A 17710-nucleotide genomic window follows, 5' to 3' on the forward strand; every position below is an offset into this window, starting at 1 on the left:
TCTTCATGCGGTCTTCCCACCTTTGACGGCTGGATGCTGATTTTGAGTGCGCCTGCTCGGACATTGAAGAGGGCAATGCGACTTTCTAGATCACCAGCAGGATGCTGGTGTAAGGCTGCGGTCCGGGTCATTACTGCTGTGACAAGTTCCCGGAAGAGCAGATCGATGACAACCTGGCCTATCTGCAGATGGCGCCGGCCAGTATTGACGCGATCGACGTCATGGCCGATCCCGAGATGATTGAAGAGAAGTCGCGGGCCATGCTGTATGTCGGTCTTGGCACGGCTGGGCCTGCAATTACTGCAGGTTCGATGCTGCTTCTGTACGAGGTGGCCATTGCCCTCTTCATTGGCCTGGGCCCGCTGTTCATCCTTTGCTTGTTGTTCGAGCAGACCAAATCCCTGTTCCAACGGTGGCTGTTCTACGGCATCGGAACGCTATTCTCGATGGCGGTACTGGCCGCCATGACCGGCATCGCATTGGACATGGTGCTGCGCGTGTCCAAGGCATTCTGGCTTGAGTCCATCGGCGCAAAACTGATTCTCGGCCCTGCTTTCGAGAACGGCCTGTCCAGCCAAGCGATGCAGCAGGGCGGCATGGGGCTTATCCTGACGAACCTGATCCTGACTGCGCCCCCAATGGCCGCCGTGTTCTTCCAGGGCACCTTGGGCACCTTCATGGCATATTCGCAGATAGGTGGTGGTGCGGCGGCTACGCCGAGCTCTGATGGCCGTCCGCCGGGTAGTCATCCAGCACCTGCGCCCGCGATGACAGGGAGCAGTAGCCAAGATGCTTCGACCAGAGTGGCAGGGACTAGTATTCCCTCTGCCCCCCATCCAACAACGGTCTGACCACGGGCAAGTATGGGTCCGCGAGTTGAAGCTCAGCTTTCATGCTAGCCGCTATGTTGACCTTGAGGTAAAGAATGTCCAAGCTTTCTCTGCGGTGCCCAGTTCTTTATGCAGTATTGGCGATGGTGACTTTGTCGTGCCCAGCATTGGTAAAGGCAGAAGGCGGTTGTCCCCAGGGGCAGTACCCGATAGGCGGTCAAGGTGTTCAGGGCTGCGCGCCAATTCCAAGTAGTAGTGGGGTGGCCGCTCCGGCTCGCCCCAGTGGTAAATGGATAAAAACCTGGGGGGCCATCTCGCTTTCTCCTGATGGCGCTTCCGGTGCAGCCGCAGGGAGGTTGAGCAAGTCCGAAGCGGTACGGGACGCTATAGCAGTTTGCGCAAACAGTGGCGGCCGAGCTTGTGCAGCCTCCTTTACCTATAAGCACCAATGCGCGGCAGCGGCTGTACCAGGTGCCGGCGAAGGTGGGACGAGCTTCGCAGGTTCTCCGACAATTGAGCAGTCGAAGAAGATGGTATTGGAACGGTGTGAAGCTAAAGGTGGGCTCGACTGTCGGGTGGTTTATTCCGAATGTAGCGAACCCATTTATCAGTCTTATTGAAGGTGGGTCAATGACGCAATGCATTTTTGCGAGGTTGGCCGTTACCGTGTAGGCGCTGGTTTCGTGTTGCCTCCCTCATGGAGTTGGCATCTAAGCTGGAATTCCTTTGAAGCGTCACCGTGGCCGGTATCGACGGGGCAGAAGGCGCGCGGCATGTGATATGTGGGGCTGGGTGCCGTAGGTCCGGCCGTCACAGCAGGCTCGATGCTGCTGTTGTATGAGATAGCAATCGCACTGTTCATTGGCCTTGGCCCATTGTTCATCCTCGGTTTGTTGTTCAAGCAGACGAAGTCACTGTTCCAGCGACGACTGTTCTATGGCAAAGGTGCGCTGTTCTCCATGGCAGTCTTGGCTGCAATGACAGGCATCGCCTTGGACATGGTATTCCGTGTGGCCAAAGCCTTCTGGCTGGAATCGGCGGGTGCGAAGCTGAGTCTCGGCCCTGCGTTCGAGAACGGCCTGTCCAGCCAAGCGATGCAGCAGGGCGGCATGGGGCTTATCCTGACGACCCTGATCCTGACTGCGCCCCAATGGCCGCCGTGTTCTTCCAGGGCAGCTTGGGCACCTTCATGGCATATCCGCAGATAGGCGGCGGCGCGGCGGCTATACCTAGCTCGGATGGGTGTCCGCCGGGTCAGCACAGACCTGCGCAGGCGACCAATTCCAGCAGCGCTCCTTCTGCCGACCCTTGTCAGGGCGCGATTTCGAGCTATGGTATTGGCCGCTCGGCCGAAACCAGGCAGGACACCGGGAAGTATGGGCAGGCTAGTGCCTGACCAAGCAATAGCGATTTCGTTTGATGAGGTATGCGTATGAAAATTCTTGCAATGCTTCTGCTTCTGATCATCTCCAACGTGGCGTTGGCAGAGGGCGGGTGTCCGCCAGGGCAATACCCGATTGGAGGGCAGGGTGTGGGCGGTTGTGCGCCAATACCAAGCGGGCAATCTGGTGCTGGTAGCAGTAGCTCGGTTCCCACAGGTAAATGGGAAACCCGATGGGGCGCATTGGCTAAGGATGCAGCTACTCAGACAGGTGGGCGCTTGGCGATTGGTGTGGCAGAGGCAAAGAAATCAAAGAACGAAGCAAGATCCCTCGCGCTCTCTGAATGCCAGAGGATGGGTGGGCAGGAATGTAAGATCATTCTTGAGTACTACAATCAGTGCGCTGCACTGGCTGGACCAGTGATTGGCTCTGCCCCTCTGACGAATGTAACGACTGTGGCATATCGTTCGCCGAGTGAAGACGAGGCGAAGGAAGAATCAGTGCGACTTTGTGAGTCCGAGGGGAAAGGGCGCAGTTGTACAGTTATCTACTCGGCATGCAGCATGTCGGAGTTCAAGCCGTATCGATGAAACGCTGCCGCAGTGCTGTGATAGAGCAATAGCACTCCAGGCGGGGCATTTGTCGTAATCTGACTCCGAGGCTATTCCAGTCTTCGCTGTTGGTTCCCAGAGTCGGTCGGGCAGCTGCGCCGCTGGACTCTTGCAGTTCACTGAGTGTTAGGCGAATGAAGAAGCACAAGATTCAGCTGGATGATGCAATGGCAAAGAGGTCTGTGTGCAAGAGGAACGTGATAGTGGTTTTTACACTTGCACTCGCCGCATTCTCCGGACACGCATTTGCAGAGGGGGGCTGCCCGGCGGGGCAGTACCCGATCGGTGGGCAAGGGGTGCAAGGCTGCGCGCCGATTCCCGGGGCCGGTGGGGCGCGTGGCGAGTCTAACGCCCCGCAAGGCCGCTGGATCAAGACATGGGGGGCTATATCGTTGTCCCCTGAGGGCGGAGTCGCTGGCGTATCTATCGGGAAATTCAGCAAATCCGAGGCCGTAAGTGAAGCCATCTCTCGTTGCCGTTCGAATGGCGGCCATGCCTGCCGAGAGTCCTTTTCCTATAAGAACCAGTGCGCTGCTGCCGCAGTGCCTACTGCTGGCTTCGGTGGTACCAGTTTCGGGGGCCATGGCACTGTGGAGAAGGCGGGGGAACTGGCTATGAGCACCTGTGCCAAGGAAGGCGGCGAGGGCTGTCATGTTGTGTATAGCGCATGCACGGTGCCCGAGTACGTACTCAAGTGAAATCTTGAAGTAAAGTCACTGTTCCAGCGATGCCTGTTCTATCGCATTGGTACGCTGTTCTCCATGGCAGTGCTGGCTGCAATGTATCGCATTGGACATGGTGTTCCGCGTGGCCAAAGCCTTGTGGCTGGAATCGGCAGGTGCGAAGCTGATTCTTGGCCAGGCGTTCGAGAACGGCCTGTCCAGTCAAGCGATGCAGCAGGGCGGCATGGGGCTTATCCTGGCGACCCTGATCCTGACTGCGCCCCAATGGCCGCCGTGTTCTTCCAGGGTACCTTGGGCACCTTCTATTCGCAGATAGGCGGTGGCGCTGCGGCAACGCCGAGTGCTGATGGGCGTCCGCCGGGGCAATATACGCCTGCGCAGCCTTCGTATTCGAGCGCTTCTCCTAACGGCAGTGACCCCGGTCGGATGAGTAGCTTCGGAAGTTCCGGAGGCCCCACTAGTCCGCAGGTCGATGCTGGTAGGCTCGGCGCTGCAAGATGAACTTAATGGTAGTTGGTGCTAAAATTCTGGGATGGGAGGGCGTAATGTTGAGACGGTATACAAGACGATTGTGCGCTTGTTTGGTTCTTGGAGGGATATCCCTCGGTGCATTTCAGGCAACTGCTTTCGCTGAAGGCGGTTGCCCTGCCGGCCAGTATCCGATTGGTGGGCAGGGGGTGCAGGGATGTGCGCCCATTCCTGGTGCAGGCGGAGGTGATTCGACTGCTCCTCGTGCTACAGGCCGGTGGATCAAGACTTGGGGGGCAATATCTGTGTCCCCCGATGGTAAGTCGGGTGTCGCTGTCGGCAAGCGCAGCAAATCTGAAGCTGAGGGCGAGGCAATGGGTCAGTGTGTCGAGTCCGGCGGCCAGGGGTGCCGAGCCTCATTCGCCTATAAGAATCAGTGTGTCGCTGCTGTAGTCCCGAGCTCTGGCAGGGGAGGGACGAGTTTTGGTGGCGGCGAGACCGTTGAGAAGGCTGCTGAGTTGGCGAACAGTGTTTGCAGGAAGGGAGGGGGAGAAGGATGCCACTCGGTGTACACGGCGTGCACTGCCCCTGAGTACGTTAAGTACTGAATATTCTGCATTGGGCGACTTCATTCCGGTTCGCGAGGTTCAACCGGATAGCGTGATTGCCGGATAGGGTCATCATTACGTTCGTGGTGACCACCTCTCATGACTCGCCGGAAGACCAGATCGACGAGAACCCGGCCTATCTGTAGGTAGCGCTCGCAAGTATTGACGCGAGCGACGTCATCGCTGGCCCCGATGATTGAAGTGAAGTCGCGGGTTATGTTCTATGTCGGTTTTGGCACGGCCGGGCCCGCAATTACTGCCGGCTCGATGCTGCTTCTGTACGCGGTGGCCATTGCCCTCTTCATTGGCCTGGGTCCGCTGTTCATCCTTTGCTTGTTGTTCGAGCAGACCAAATCCCTGTTCCAACGGTGGCTGTTCTACGGCATCGGAACGCTATTCTCGATGGCGGTACTGGCCGCCATGACCGGCATCGCATTGGATATGGTGCTGCGCGTGTCCAAGGCATTCTGGCTTGAGTCCATCGGCGCAAAACTGATTCTCGGCCCTAGCAGCCTGCATCGTCATACTCGGCAGCTACGTCCAATACATCTGGCCGGGCAACAGAATTCGATGGTGGCGGTAGTTCACTGGCTCAGCAAAGTGAGAATGGAGCGTTTAGTTCTTTGGCGGACGACTCACTCTCAGTTCAAGAAGTATTGAGGGCGACGAGCGGCTACGGCAGCCTCTTTGTCAGGTGGAGACTTGCTTGCAGTGCCAGCCACTACACCTGAGCATTCCAGTCGCTTGCCGCACGCACACTCGACCCAGGTGCAGCAGGAAGTCGTGCGTTCACGTTGAGCCAACTTTTTTGTGATCAAGAGCGCTTTTCCAAATATGCCCGCTTCGACGCGCTGAACTCCACGCGGTAAGCTCACTGCGCGTCAGAAAAATGACGCGCTGGCGCTGCCGATTGCAGGAGTTTTGCCGTCCATGAGGACCCTGTCCCCCCGTTCAACGGGTGACGCTTGCCACCATCGCTGCCAAGGTGCTCCCGGGGCTATCATCCGCATCTGCAGGGTGACCGGCGCGGCCGGGCAACGCCAGCATGCCCGTCATCGACGCGAGCATCGGCAAGACGACATTGAAGGAGTGGGAGGGGATGGAAGACAGGTTTGGCGCACATATGGACGATGCCCTGGCATTTGTTCCATCCGGTGCGAACCTGCTCGAAGCCGTCAGGGGCGAGCTCAACGGCGATGGCATCGAGTACCAGTTGCTGGTCATCGATCAGCCGACGCCGGAAGGGCTGGTGCCCGGCCAGCACGGACCGAACCGGGTGCTGCTGTTGCTGCGCGGTGACGGGCGCGGGCGCTGGCAGCTGGCTGCGCGCAACGACAAGCTGGTGCCGTGTTCTACCCGTGGTGGCCTGGCCGGCGACCCTTTTGCGTATGCAATGGTTGAGGAAGACACCTTCAGCGTGATCACCAACGGCGGCAGTCGCGAGCGCTGGAGCAGCACGTACCGGTTCCGCTATGCCTCGGCGGACAAGGCCTGCTGGGTGGATGGGGTGAGACGCAAGGTCGTGGATATCGAGACCGAAGCGACCAACATCCGGGATTTCTCGGTGGCGGAACTGGGCAGGGTGCGGTTCGAGGACTTCGATCCCTCCAGTGTCGCCGAGGTGTCGCTTCCATGAGCCAAGCTCCAACCGGCGGAAAGGAATCCGCGCTGATGAACATTCAGGAGTTGCACTGTGTCGACCGATAGAGAGTCGCAACTGCTGCGGCAGGCGACCAACGCCGGCATCGACTCCCCCCTTGAACTGGCCAATTTCATGGCCCAGGCAGGGCATGAGTCGCGCGGCTTGAGCCGGCTCAACGAGAGCTTCAACTACACCCGGGGCATCTCGCAGATCCCGGTCGAGGCGGCGTGGCGCAATGGCACCGAGGCGCTGGAGTCCGCGCGCCAGGAAGCCCTGCGAGGGCGTCCGGATGACCTGGCCGAGCTGATGTATGGCGGCCGGATGGGCAACGATGCGCCCGGTGATGCGCTGAAATACCACGGGCGCGGTTATCTGCCGCTGACCGGCAAGGAAAGCTACGAGCGTGCCGGCAGTGCGCTGGATCTGGACCTGGTCAATCAGCCAGAGCTGGCGTCGCAGCCCGAACACGCTGGGCGCATCGCCGTGTGGCAATGGCAGAACCGTGTGCCGGAACAGGCGCGCGAGGACGTGCGTGAGGCGACCTACGCCATCAACGGAGCCGTCAACGGGGTGGAAGACCGGCTCAAGCGTTTCGAAGCGTGGCAGCAGAAGCTGACCCCGGACGTGATGGACCGGCTTGCCCGCGGCGAAGTGGGTGAGCGCGCACAGCTGCCGGAGCCCGCGCGTGATATGTCCGATCCGGCCCATGCTGGCAACCGGCTGTTCAGCGACGCTCGCGGCCATCTGCAGCAGATGGGGCCGCAGAGCGGCCTGCGCAGCCAGCAGGAACTGGACAATGCGGCCGGCGCCCTGGCGCTGAGCGCGCAGAAGGCCGGCATGAGCCGCATCGACCACGTGGTGGCGGGCACCGATGGCAGGGCACTGTTTGCGGTGCAGGGCGCGATGGGGGACCCGGCGATGCAGCGCTCGATGGTGGAGCGTGAGGCCGCCGCCCAGCTGCCGTTGGAGCAGAGCAGTCAGCAGTTGGCGGCCGAAGCCCCTTCCCGCCAGGAACAAGCAGCTTCGGTTACCCGCGAGCAGGAGCAGAACCGCCCGCGATCGCTGTAATCTGGGCACCGCCTGCGGGTCGGAGACCGGCGGGCCCATCGCACGACACCGAGCACCCTCGGGTGCCTACATGGATCTCTTTGTAAGGACACAACATGCGAAACACTTTCCTGCGTTCCAACGTGGCCCAGCGTGGTCGCGCTTCGGCATTGTGGTTGCTGCCGCTGGGACTGGCTGCCGCCATGGCCCACGCACAGCAGGCACCGGACGCCCCGGCGGCTCCCGCCGTCGAGGAGGCTGTGCCAGCACCGGTAGTGGCCGCGGCGGACTCGCAGACGCCCGCTGACACCGCAACGGATGCTGTTCCTGCACCGGCACCCGTCGCCGCGCCCGAGCCGGCGCCAGCCGTGGTTGCTGCACCTGCACCTGCACCTGCGGGGGAGCCGTCCCCACCGCCCGCACCCGCACCGCAGCCGGCATCGACGACGGACGCTGCTCCAGAAGCCGTCGCCGCCGAACCCGCAGTTGCGCCAGCGCCAGCGCCCGCGGCAGCACCAGCGGCCGACATTACCTCCGCCAATGCTGCGCCAGCTACGCCTGTCGCAGCCCCACCGGCTCCCACGCAGGTGCCGGCCCCCTTTGCCGCCGCTGCACAGGTGCCCGACACCGCACAGGCCCCGGCACCAGTCCCGCCGTCAGCCCCAGCCCCTGTCGCACCACCGATCATCCCGCTCGCACCGGACCAGGCCGCCGAGCGCAAGCTCGGTGCGCGCTGCCCGGTCGATCTGGCCGGTCGGCTGGCACCGCAGGGCGATCTGATGATCGGCGCCTGCCAGGGCATGCTGCCGCCGCATCTGGCGGCGCTGCTGGTTGCGTTGCCCGAGCAGGACATCCACCTGCCGCGCAGCTGGCGCGAGCGTGACGTGCGCCAGAAGGCATGGTTCAAGGCCGTGGCAGGCATGGGCCAGCGCCCGGACTTCATCGCGCGTCTGGGCGATATCTGGGTGCGCTCGTTTGAAGGCGCCGATGCTTCCACCACCACCTACCTGGTGTCGGCGCCGTTTGACTGTGCCGACGGCGCACTGCCCAACGAGAACACCGCAGAACCGGTCCGCCTTGCGGCCGGCGGTTGCGGGCAGGCCTACGTCCGCCAGCGCGTGTATCAGGTCGGCAGCGACGGCGTGCCGCAGGACATCACCGCAAAGGCAATGCCGGCGGCACCGTCGATCGCCGAGGCTGATCGTGCCCGTCACCGCGCCCGCGAAGGCAAGGTTATTTTGGATCACAGCAAGTTGCAGTACGGACCGGCGATGCGCTGGTTCGTGCAGTACCCGGAGTCACCGCAGAAGACCGGTCCGCATAGCTTCAGCGATTGGAACCGTGAGCACCTGTCCTTCGTGGTCTGGAATGGTACGAGCTTCGAGCTGCGCGATACCGTGACGCGCGCGCAGTGGCCGTGCGATCCGGTCGCGCCGGGCGACAAGGCCTGTGGTGGTTTCCCGGATTCGGGTCCAGATGCGTACGTGCTGGCAGGGCCGGCGGCGAACTCGGCGGTTTCCAGCCCCTGATCGACCGCAGAAAACGACAGGAGCCGGCAGCGCCGGCTCCCGTTTTCATTCCCGCGACCGTGTCAGGCGTGCAGGCTGCGCTGGGTTGCCTGGGTCTGTTCCAGCTGCTGCTCGCGCGCCAGGGCCTGGCCGGCAACCTGCTGGTCGATACGCAGGCTGCTCTGCTCAAGCGGCGTATTCATCGCCCGGGTTGTATCGACCGACACGCGCAGATGGCCGGGGTCGCCGCCCTGGCCCTGCAGGGCGAAGCTGCGTGACGCGTCGGCACTCATCAACACCTCGTCGATCTGCTGTCCGCCGGCGGCATGCATCTCCGCAGCCAGGGAGCCTGCCAGTTGCGCGCTCATTCCATCGGGCATGCGGCCGACGCGGGCGTCCTGTGCGTGCACGCCACGCAGGGCGTCGTTGAACAAGGGGTTGCCAGCGTGACCGGTGTCGTCGATGCGCAGCATGCCGACGGGACGCCCCAGCCGTTCGGCTTCGCGGCGCGCGGGTTCGCCCGGCTCCAGCGGGCCGCGCAGATGGTCGAAGAGATCCTTGACGCCGCCCGGCAGGCCTCGCGCACCGGTGGTGACGCCACTGCGCAGCAGCTCCATCTTGTCCCGGTACTCGTCGATCATCTTGACGTTGTCGCGCGCCAAGGCCTGCGTCTCCGGCCTGCCCAGCACCGAGTCGTCGCCAAGGAAATTGACCAGCTTGTGCGAACCGAAGGAATTGGCGGCCGCGCCGAGTGCGCTGTCGGGTATCAGGATTCGCAGACGACTGTTGCTGAAGCCCCAATCACCCAGCGTGTCGATTTCCCGGGGCGTGGCGTACACGCGCACCTGGCCGAAGTGCGGCGAGGCAGCGCTGACCGGGTCGGCCGCCATGACGTGATTGATCACGCTGGTGCCGCCCTCCGGGATGCGGTAGCCAAGGCTGACCGCGCCATACGCGTTGAAGGTCTCGCCTTTCAGGTTGTAGTGGTGCGCGCTGATCTGGGCCAGCGCCCCGCCCAGCGAATGGCCGGTGACGGTCACCTCAGGTGCCTGGCCGAGGTCGCGTCCTTCCTTGGCAGCGTAGGCGAGGGCGCGTTGGGTCAGTGCAAGCGCGTCTGTGGCCTGCACGTTGTAGCGGGCGACCACCATGCCGCCATCGGCAAGCAAGCCATCGCGCGCGATCTGCTCGGTGCCGCGATGTGAGACCACGATCTCCTGCGTGTCCACGCGCTGGTAGATCGTGCCTTGATAGCCATTGAAGCGGTTGCTGACGTGCTCGAGTACTTTGTAGTCATGCCCGTTGAGGGGGACATGCTCTTCTTGCCCGGGGGCGCGGCGACCAACTTTCAGGTCGCGGTAGGCGTCGTTGGACAGCGCGGCGTAGTCCTGGCTGTCGAGGGTCACGGCTGCACCTCATCGGCCGTCAACGTGGCAGAGAACAGCGTGTCCTGCAGTTCCGGGCGGAAGCGGCTGGCGTCCTTCTGGCCGGTAGCGCCGTAGTCGGGCAGGTCCGCCACGCGCGGGTAATCGCCCTGCGGATAATGGCGCGTCTCGCTCTGACCCTTGACGAACGGATCGGCCTCGATGAAGGACAGGAAGCGGGTCTCGCCATCGGCGCCGGTCGCCTTCAACATCGCACCGGCACCACTGAAGGCCCAATGGCACACGCCGCGGCCGTAGTAGTCCTCGTCGAGCATGCGGTCCAGGTAGACGGTGCCGCGGTACTCGTTGTCGGTGACCCTGCGCAGCGTCACCGGCTCCTGGCTGGTGATGCGTGCCGGAGCGCCGGTGGCAGGCTCGATGTAGCCGCACTGCGCTTCGTTGCTGACGTCGTACTGGGCAACGCCTTCGACCACCGCAAAGCTGCCCGGCGGGTTCTGCAGGCGCAGTACCAGTTCATAGGCTTTGCGCGGTGAAGGATTGAGCTTGGCCAGGCCACGTCCTCCCTGGGCGACGTCGGACTCGGCGGAAGCAAGTTCCTGGTTCATGGCGGTCTCCGGGCTGCAGGCAATCAGTAGAAGCAATACAAGACACGGGAGGGACGCGCGGCGCACGGTCAGCCTCCGGTCGGACGAGTGGGCGTGTTCGCGATCGGGCACGCTGCAGGCGACGAGGGTGCGCGCCGCGCTGGCGAGGAAAGACGGGCAATCACGGCATGTCTCCTTTCCTTGGTGACCACGATCCCGGACCCGGGATGGGTAGATTGCGCGATTCTCGCGGCAAAAAAGTGAAATAGTCGAAATTTTGACGCTATCAACTTGGATTGGATGCAGCGAACTGTGATTCGTATCGGGATTTCACATGGGTAGCACGGGCATCAGGCGCGGACCGTTGCGTCTTCGATGCGGGATCGTCAAGGTACCTACTCTGTTCCGAAAACATGCCCACGATGCTTTCCATCCGCCCTGAACTGCCCGCAGACACTGCTGGAATCCACTCCCTGACCGAGGCGGCCTTCCGCAGCGCGCCGCACAGCAGCCACACCGAACACCACATCGTCGACGCATTGCGTGAGCGTGGCGAGCTGAGCATCTCGCTGGTTGCCGAGGATGCCGGCCGACTGGTCGGTCATGTCGCGATTTCCCCGGTCAGCGTGCAGGACGGCAGCCAGGGCTGGTTCGGGCTCGGGCCGATTTCGGTGCTGCCGGAGCAGCAGGGAAGGGGCGTAGGCACGGCATTGATGCAGGCCGCGATCGAGGCGTTGTGCGCGCAGGGTGCGCGGGGCTGCGTGCTGTTGGGCAAGCCAGGCTATTACGGGCGTTTTGGTTTTCGTGCCGTGCCGGATCTGGTGCTGCCGGGCGTGCCGGCGGAGTATTTCCAGACGCTGTGCCTGCAGCCGCCGATGGCGCAGGGCGAGGTGCGTTACTCGCCGGCGTTCAACGCGGTCGGTTGATCGGGGGACGGCCGGTGCTCCGGGCGCCGGTCAGCCTTGATGGCGCAGGTGAATGAGGGGATATGGACGACCCTGCGAATCCACCGGCGAGCGGCCGGTTTCAGTGAAACCCATGCGCTGATAGAAGCCCACAGCCTGCGCATTCTGCGCATTGACGTCGGTAGTCAGCTGCGGATGCAGGGCCAGCGCATGCAGCAGCAACTGGCGGCCGATGCCGGTTCCGCGCACGTCAGGATCGATGAACAACGCTTCCATGTGTGAGCCGTCGATCAGCATGAAGCCCTGCGGCCGGTCCTGGTCGTCGACTGCCACGACCATCGGGGCCTGCGGCAGGAAGCCGGCGACTTCAATATCGATCGTCTGGCGGTCTTCGGCGCTGAGGAAGTCATGGGTAGCGTCGACGGCGCGACGCCAGAGATCGACGAGCGCGTCGCCATCGGTGGCACGGGAAGGGCGTAGGTTGGTCATGGGATCGGCCAAGGTGCTTCGGAATACCCGGATTGTACCGGTGTGACAGCCGGCAACAGAAAGCCCCGCCGAAGCGGGGCTCTGAGCATCAGCGTTCGCTGTGTGCCTTACTGCACGGTGCAGCCGGACACGGCCGGGAAGCCGATGACTTCGCCATTGCCGGTGCAGGCAAGCGTGATCTTCTGGCCCTTCTTCAGGCTGGCAGCCACGTCCTTCGGCAGGTCGCTGGCCTGTACGAAGCCGAACGGCTTGGCACTTAGCTGCACGACCGGCTTGTCCATGAAGTCCGAGCTGATCGAATCGACCGTGCCGGAAACCAGCAGCGCCTTGCCCTTGTACTTGCCGTCAGCAGCGATCTCGTTGTCCTGGTAATCGCTGAACATCGTGGTGGCGGTCACCTCCAGCGCCGAGGCGGGTGCCATCGCGGCATCGCTGGCGACTTCGGGGGCTGCGGTTTCCGTGGCCTTGGCGGCAGCATCTGCCTCCGCGGCGGCGGACGCAACGCTGGCTTCAGCAACGGCCGCATCGTACTGGCCCTTGCTCTGCGCGCTGATGCCACTCATGGTGCCGGCAAAGATCGCCAGGCCGACGAAGTACACGATCGGCGAAACGATGATCGAGCCCAGCAGCTGGAACAGGCCCTTCATGGCGCCGCCCTTGGCCATCGCAACGATGGCAAGGATGAAAGCCACCAGGTTCAGCGGCCAGCCCAAGAACAGGCCCAGGCCGGGGAACGGTACGAGGAAGCACAACCAAGCGATCGCCAGCGTGATCCATGCGGCTTTTCCGGCAGGGCTGGCCTGCACGGTGGTATCTGCAACTGCGTTCAAAACTACCCCCTGTAGAGATCGAAAGGTGAAATCGTTGCCGTCAAACAGCGGCGCGCCATGTCAAAGCGTTGAAAGCGCGGACGCAGCGTGAAGGAGTCTTCACGCAAGATCAAGCGGCGATGCAGCGTTGACCGGGCGCGGCGCGGCGCGGCGCTTCGTATCCAGGCAGCGGAAGCATCAAAAAGCCTGCGCTACACTAGTCGCGCGCTCACCCCTTGAATCCGAGAAACGCCATGACTGATACCTTGGGCGTGCCGGTGCACGACGTCGACGAGAGCTGGATGCGCCACGCATTGGCATTGGCCGAACGCGCACAGCGTGAGTTCGACGAGATCCCGGTCGGTGCGGTACTTGTGGGTGCCGACGGTCAGCTGCTGGGCGAGGGCTGGAACCTCAACATTGCCTCGCACGATCCCAGCGCGCATGCCGAGATCGTGGCCATGCGCGAAGGGGGGCGGATGCTGGCCAATCATCGCCTGATCGGCAGCACCCTGTATGTCACCCTGGAGCCGTGCGCGATGTGCGCGATGGCGATCGTGCATGCACGTGTGGCGCGCCTGGTCTACGGTGCAAGCGATCCCAAGACGGGCGCCTGCGGCAGCGTGTTCGATCTGGTCGGTGATGCCCGCCACAATCACCGGGTCGAGGTCCATGCCGGTGTGCTGGCCAAGGAGGCCAGCAACCGCCTCACCAATTATTTCCGGGCCAAGCGCGGCAAGCCGCCGCTGCTGCTGGAGGACCACGCCGGCGAGGGCTGAGTGGCGAAAGGGTATGATGGCCGCCACTTTCCTTTACCGGCCGGCCTCGTGCCTGCCCAGCAACGAGGCGACACGATGGCAGAGAACGGCGCGGCCAACGAGCGACTGATCTGGATCGACCTGGAAATGACCGGGTTGGATACCGACAACGATTCGATCATCGAGATCGCCACCGTGGTCACCGATGCCCAGCTCAATGTGCTGGCCGAGGGCCCGGAGTTCGCCATCCACCATCCGCTGGAAACACTGGAAGCGATGGACGAGTGGAACCGCAACCAGCATCGTCGTTCGGGCCTGTGGCAGCGCGTCATCGACAGCACCACGACGCTTGGCCAGGCCGAAGCGCAGACCGTGGCCTTCCTGGCGCAGTGGATTCCGGTCGGCGTGTCGCCGATGTCGGGCAACTCCATCTGCCAGGACCGCCGCTTCCTGCACCGGCAGATGCCGCGGCTGGAGAAGTACTTCCACTACCGAAACCTGGACGTGTCCACGGTGAAGGAACTGGCCAAGCGCTGGGCGCCGACCGTGGCCGCGGGCGTGGGCAAGAACAGCAACCATACCGCGCTGAGCGATGTGCACGATTCGATCAACGAACTGCGCCACTACCGCCAGTTCATGGGCGCGCTGTCGGGGCTACCCACTGCCTGAGACGGTCACCCGGTGGGGTCGGCTCCCTTTCCAGCGGAAAGGGCTCTGACCCCCGCGACGATCCGTTCAACTTCCTGGCGCTAAGATCGGCCGTATGAACGAGCCCATCCTGCTGCCCCGTGATATCGCCCACGACGCTGGCGACTGGTCTGACCTGCAGCGGGCGGTAGCGCTGCTGGAGGCACCCACGATCACCGCGCGCATGGCCAACCTGGTCGGCACGCCGCTGGAGTTCGCGGTGAAGGCGCTGCCCACCTCGGTGTCCAACCGCATCCACGGCGCGGTGCAGGCGGCGTTGTCCAAATCCGTGCAGGCGGCGCTGTGGAGCATGGACAACACTCCTGGCAAGGGTGCCTCGACACGTTGGCACAAGCTGGCGGCGGCGACATCCGGTGCGGTTGGTGGTGCGTTCGGCTTTGCCGCGCTGTTCATCGAGTTGCCGGTGTCGACCACGATCATGATGCGTGCGGTGGCCGACGTCGCCCGCAGCGAAGGCTTCGATCTATCGCAGTTCAGCACCCGCCAGGCCTGCCTGGAGGTGTTCGCGCTGGGCGGCAATTCGCCGCGTGATGACGCCAGCGAGACCGGTTACTACCTGGCCCGTGGCTTTACCACCGATGTGATGCGCCACCTCTCGGCCGAGCTGGCCGGGCGCGTGGTGACGGGGCGTGACCTGACTCTGGGCGTGGCGCCGAAGGAAGCCGGCAAGCTGTTGGCCAAGCTGGTGGAAAAGGTCGCCGCCCGATTCGGTGTGGTGATCACCGAGAAGTTCGCCGCGCAGGCGGTGCCGATCGTCGGTGCGGCAGCCGGCGCCACGCTCAATACCATGTTCACGGACTACTACCAGGACATGGCCCGCGGCCATTTCATCGTGCGCCGGCTGGAGCTGAAATACGGCGAGGAAGTGGTTCGCAGCTGCTATGACCGCATCGCACACGGTGGGGCGTTGATCGAACCGACGTTGTAACGATGGGGTCAGAGCCCTTTCCTGCGGAAAGGGATCCGACCCCGACCTCGCACAGGGTCGGAGCCCTTTCCGCAGGAAAGGGCTCTGACCCTTGCCTGGCAGGCACAACTGTTTTGCACAAACGCGCCTGTTGCGCGCGCAGCGCCATCCCCATCCTTGCCGGCAATCCCCCGCAAGAGAATGCCGCCATGTTGTTCACCCCCCACCGCCTGGGCGCGCTGACGCTGCCCAACCGCATCGTGATGCCGCCGATGACCCGCTCGCGTGCGGCTGTCGGCAATGTTGCCACCGCACAGATGGCCGAGTACTACGCCCAGCGTGCCGGTGCCGGCTTGATTGTCAGCGAAGGCACCCAGATCAGCCCGCAGGGCCAGGGCTATGCCTGGACCCCGGGCATCCACAGCGAAGCGCAGGTGCAGGGCTGGCGCAGGGTCACCGATGCCGTGCACGCGGCCGGTGGACGCATCTATGCCCAGCTCTGGCATGTAGGCCGTGTCTCCCATGTCGCCCTGCAGCCGGAGGGCGCGGCACCGGTCTCTTCCTCGGCGCTGCTGGCCGAAGGGGTGAAGGTTTTCGTTGACCCGACCGGCGCTGGACCGGAATCCGGCGTGGGCGAGATGATCCAGCACTCGATGCCGCGCGCGCTGGGCGTAGAGGAGATTGCGGGCATCGTGGCCGACTATGCGCAGGCGACCCGCAATGCACTGGCCGCTGGCTTTGACGGCGTTGAGCTGCATGGTGCCAACGGTTATCTGATCAACCAGTTCATCGATTCGCAGGCCAACCAGCGCACCGATGGCTACGGCGGCGCGCTGCAGAATCGCCTGCGCTTCCTGCGCGAGGTGGTGCAGGCGGTGGTCGATGTTGCTGGCGGCGACCGTGTCGGCGTGCGGCTGGCGCCGTTGACCACGCTGCAGGGTGCAGTGGACGACACGCCGCAGGCGACCTATCTGGCTGCCGCGCACCTGCTGGGCGAGCTGGGCGTGGGCTATCTGCACATCGCTGAGGCCGACTGGGAGGATGCGCCGGTGATGCCGGTGGCGTTCAAGCAGGCGCTGCGGCTGATCTATCCGGGCACGTTGATCTACGCCGGCAAGTACACCGCGGAGCGTGCCGGGCAGGGGCTGGCGGAAGGCTGGGCCGACCTGATCGGCTTCGGCCGGCCGTTCATCGCCAACCCGGATCTGCCCGAGCGACTGCGCACCGGCGCGGTGTTGAATTCGCCGGATCGCGCGACGTACTTCGGTGGCGGTGCAGTGGGGTTCACCGATTATCCGGTGCTGGCGGAGGCCATGGAGGCCGTGGAGGCCTGATTCCGCATCCGCCGGGCATGGCCCGGCGCTACCTGGCCAGCTTCGGTAGCGCCGGGCCATGCCCGGCGGGCGGAGGGGTCAGGGCCTGTCGCGCACCAGTGCGTCTGCCTCGACCACGCCGCCATCCTTGCCATGCAGGTACAGGTGCATGTCCTGCTGCGGATACGGGATGTTGATTCCGGCCTTGTCGTAGCCCAGCTTGATCTGCTCCAGCAGCGTGACCTTGGTGCCGAAATGATCGGCCGACTTCACATAGCAGCGGATGCCCAGATTGATCGCATGCGCACCCAGCTCGTACACCACCACGTCCGGTGCTGGCGTCTGCAGCACGCGCGGGTCGGCCTTCATCAGCGCCAGTGCGGTATCGCGGGCCAGCTGGATGTTGTCTTCGTAACCGATGCCCACGACCAGTTCGATGCGGCGGGTGGGCTCTGCCGTAAGGTTGATGATCGGAGCGGCGGTTATCAGCGTGTTGGGAATGGTGGTGTGCTGGTTGTCGGCACCGGTGATCACGGTCTGGAAAATGCGCACTTCGCGCACGGTGCCGGTCTGTCCGGCGATGGTCACCACGTCGCCCACCCGGAACGGACGCAGGGTCACCAGCATCACGCCCGAGGCGATGTTCGACAGCGAATCCTTCAGTGCCAGGCCAACGGCCAGGCCGGCGGTGCCCAGTACGGCCAGCAGCGGGGTGATCTGTACGCCCAGGGTGCCGATAGCCAGCACCGCCACGATCACCAGCGAGGCCGCATAGACCACGTTGCGCAGGAAGCTGCCCAGCATCGGGTCCACGCCCATGCGCGCGGTCGCACGTGGCATCGCATTGGACAGGCGTCGCGCCAGCCACATCCCGACGAGGAACACGACGATGGCAGCGAACAACGGCACGCCATAGGTTTCCAGCAGGCGCTCCCAGTCGAGCGAATGGAACCAGGACGTGGTGGCGGGCGAGGGTGGGGCAGCGGCGATCATGCGGACTCCTTTGCGACGGGAACAGGTGCGACAGGAACATGGCGTGCGCGGACGCCAGAAACAGCAAGCCCCGCGAAGGCGGG

Annotated in this window: 17 protein-coding genes and 3 pseudogenes; 15 read left to right on the plus strand and 5 right to left on the minus strand. The window is 63.6% G+C overall.

Annotated elements, in window-relative coordinates; genetic code table 11:
- Positions 1-140: 140 nt before the first annotated feature.
- The 10 genes and pseudogenes from QOL57_RS14875 to QOL57_RS14920 all read left to right on the plus strand — a co-directional run.
- Positions 141-749: pseudogene (locus tag QOL57_RS14875) on the plus strand (type IV secretion system protein); the annotation flags it as partial.
- Positions 750-973: 224 nt separating this feature from the next.
- Positions 974-1450, plus strand: coding sequence for a DUF4189 domain-containing protein (locus tag QOL57_RS14880; protein ID WP_089236018.1), 477 nt, complete (start codon positions 974-976; stop codon positions 1448-1450).
- Between the two features lie 159 nt (positions 1451-1609).
- Positions 1610-2226 (plus strand): annotated as a pseudogene (locus tag QOL57_RS14885) (type IV secretion system protein); the annotation flags it as partial.
- 764 nt (positions 2227-2990) lie between these two features.
- Complete coding sequence (locus QOL57_RS14890) at positions 2991-3521, plus strand: DUF4189 domain-containing protein (RefSeq protein WP_089237997.1); 531 nt, start codon at positions 2991-2993, stop codon at positions 3519-3521.
- Positions 3522-3527: 6 nt separating this feature from the next.
- Positions 3528-3869: pseudogene (locus QOL57_RS14895) on the plus strand (type VI secretion protein); the annotation flags it as partial.
- A 182-nt stretch (positions 3870-4051) separates the two neighbouring features.
- The gene (locus QOL57_RS14900; protein ID WP_089237995.1) at positions 4052-4582 is read left to right on the plus strand and encodes a DUF4189 domain-containing protein; all 531 of its coding nucleotides are present in this window, start codon (positions 4052-4054) and stop codon (positions 4580-4582) included.
- A gap of 192 nt (positions 4583-4774) precedes the next feature.
- Positions 4775-5242, plus strand: a complete 468-nt coding sequence (locus QOL57_RS21460; RefSeq protein ID WP_342351539.1) for a type IV secretion system protein — start codon at positions 4775-4777, stop codon at positions 5240-5242.
- A gap of 439 nt (positions 5243-5681) precedes the next feature.
- Positions 5682-6218 carry a hypothetical protein gene (locus tag QOL57_RS14910; RefSeq protein WP_089236016.1) on the plus strand — a complete coding sequence of 179 codons (537 nt, stop codon included), beginning with the start codon at positions 5682-5684 and terminating at the stop codon, positions 6216-6218.
- Positions 6219-6275: 57 nt separating this feature from the next.
- Entirely contained in the window at positions 6276-7292 is a 1017-nt protein-coding gene (locus tag QOL57_RS14915) for an XVIPCD domain-containing protein (protein WP_089236015.1), read from the plus strand.
- Positions 7293-7858: 566 nt separating this feature from the next.
- On the plus strand, positions 7859-8800 hold the full coding sequence (locus QOL57_RS14920) for a hypothetical protein (protein ID WP_244900628.1): 942 nt from the start codon (positions 7859-7861) through the stop codon (positions 8798-8800).
- 62 nt (positions 8801-8862) lie between these two features.
- On the opposite strand, the gene QOL57_RS14925 is transcribed toward QOL57_RS14920, so the two are convergent.
- Together QOL57_RS14925 and QOL57_RS14930 are read right to left on the minus strand one after the other, a co-directional pair.
- Complete coding sequence (locus tag QOL57_RS14925; RefSeq protein WP_089236014.1) at positions 8863-10182, minus strand: XVIPCD domain-containing protein; 1320 nt, start codon at positions 10180-10182, stop codon at positions 8863-8865.
- Positions 10179-10832 carry a hypothetical protein gene (locus QOL57_RS14930; RefSeq protein WP_089236013.1) on the minus strand — a complete coding sequence of 218 codons (654 nt, stop codon included), beginning with the start codon at positions 10830-10832 and terminating at the stop codon, positions 10179-10181. The genes QOL57_RS14925 and QOL57_RS14930 overlap by 4 nt, the downstream gene beginning before the upstream one ends.
- Before the next feature lie 335 nt (positions 10833-11167).
- On the opposite strand from QOL57_RS14930, the gene QOL57_RS14935 reads away from it, so the two are divergent.
- Positions 11168-11671 carry an N-acetyltransferase gene (locus QOL57_RS14935; RefSeq protein ID WP_089236012.1) on the plus strand — a complete coding sequence of 168 codons (504 nt, stop codon included), beginning with the start codon at positions 11168-11170 and terminating at the stop codon, positions 11669-11671.
- Positions 11672-11701: 30 nt separating this feature from the next.
- Here QOL57_RS14935 and QOL57_RS14940 read toward each other — a convergent pair whose 3' ends face one another.
- Both QOL57_RS14940 and QOL57_RS14945 read right to left on the minus strand, forming a co-directional pair.
- Positions 11702-12139: an acetyltransferase gene (locus QOL57_RS14940; protein WP_089236011.1), complete on the minus strand. Its 438-nt coding sequence runs from the start codon at positions 12137-12139 to the stop codon at positions 11702-11704.
- A gap of 107 nt (positions 12140-12246) precedes the next feature.
- On the minus strand, positions 12247-12969 hold the full coding sequence (locus QOL57_RS14945; protein ID WP_198512169.1) for a hypothetical protein: 723 nt from the start codon (positions 12967-12969) through the stop codon (positions 12247-12249).
- Positions 12970-13202: 233 nt separating this feature from the next.
- Between QOL57_RS14945 and tadA the strand changes: the two genes are divergently transcribed.
- The 4 genes from tadA to QOL57_RS14965 all read left to right on the plus strand — a co-directional run bounded on the left by tadA (position 13203) and on the right by QOL57_RS14965 (position 16655).
- Positions 13203-13727, plus strand: a complete 525-nt coding sequence (tadA, locus tag QOL57_RS14950) for a tRNA adenosine(34) deaminase TadA (protein ID WP_089236010.1) — start codon at positions 13203-13205, stop codon at positions 13725-13727.
- Between the two features lie 75 nt (positions 13728-13802).
- The gene (gene orn / locus QOL57_RS14955) at positions 13803-14375 is read left to right on the plus strand and encodes an oligoribonuclease (RefSeq protein WP_089236009.1); all 573 of its coding nucleotides are present in this window, start codon (positions 13803-13805) and stop codon (positions 14373-14375) included.
- A gap of 94 nt (positions 14376-14469) precedes the next feature.
- On the plus strand, positions 14470-15342 hold the full coding sequence (locus QOL57_RS14960; protein ID WP_089236008.1) for an EcsC family protein: 873 nt from the start codon (positions 14470-14472) through the stop codon (positions 15340-15342).
- Between the two features lie 188 nt (positions 15343-15530).
- Positions 15531-16655, plus strand: coding sequence for an alkene reductase (locus QOL57_RS14965; protein WP_089236007.1), 1125 nt, complete (start codon positions 15531-15533; stop codon positions 16653-16655).
- Positions 16656-16733: 78 nt separating this feature from the next.
- Here QOL57_RS14965 and QOL57_RS14970 read toward each other — a convergent pair whose 3' ends face one another.
- Positions 16734-17627 carry a mechanosensitive ion channel domain-containing protein gene (locus QOL57_RS14970; RefSeq protein WP_089236006.1) on the minus strand — a complete coding sequence of 298 codons (894 nt, stop codon included), beginning with the start codon at positions 17625-17627 and terminating at the stop codon, positions 16734-16736.
- Positions 17628-17710 lie beyond the last annotated feature (83 nt).

Source organism: Stenotrophomonas sp. yr243 (genome assembly GCF_900184195.1).
Classification (GTDB): Bacteria; Pseudomonadota; Gammaproteobacteria; order Xanthomonadales; family Xanthomonadaceae; genus Stenotrophomonas; species Stenotrophomonas lactitubi.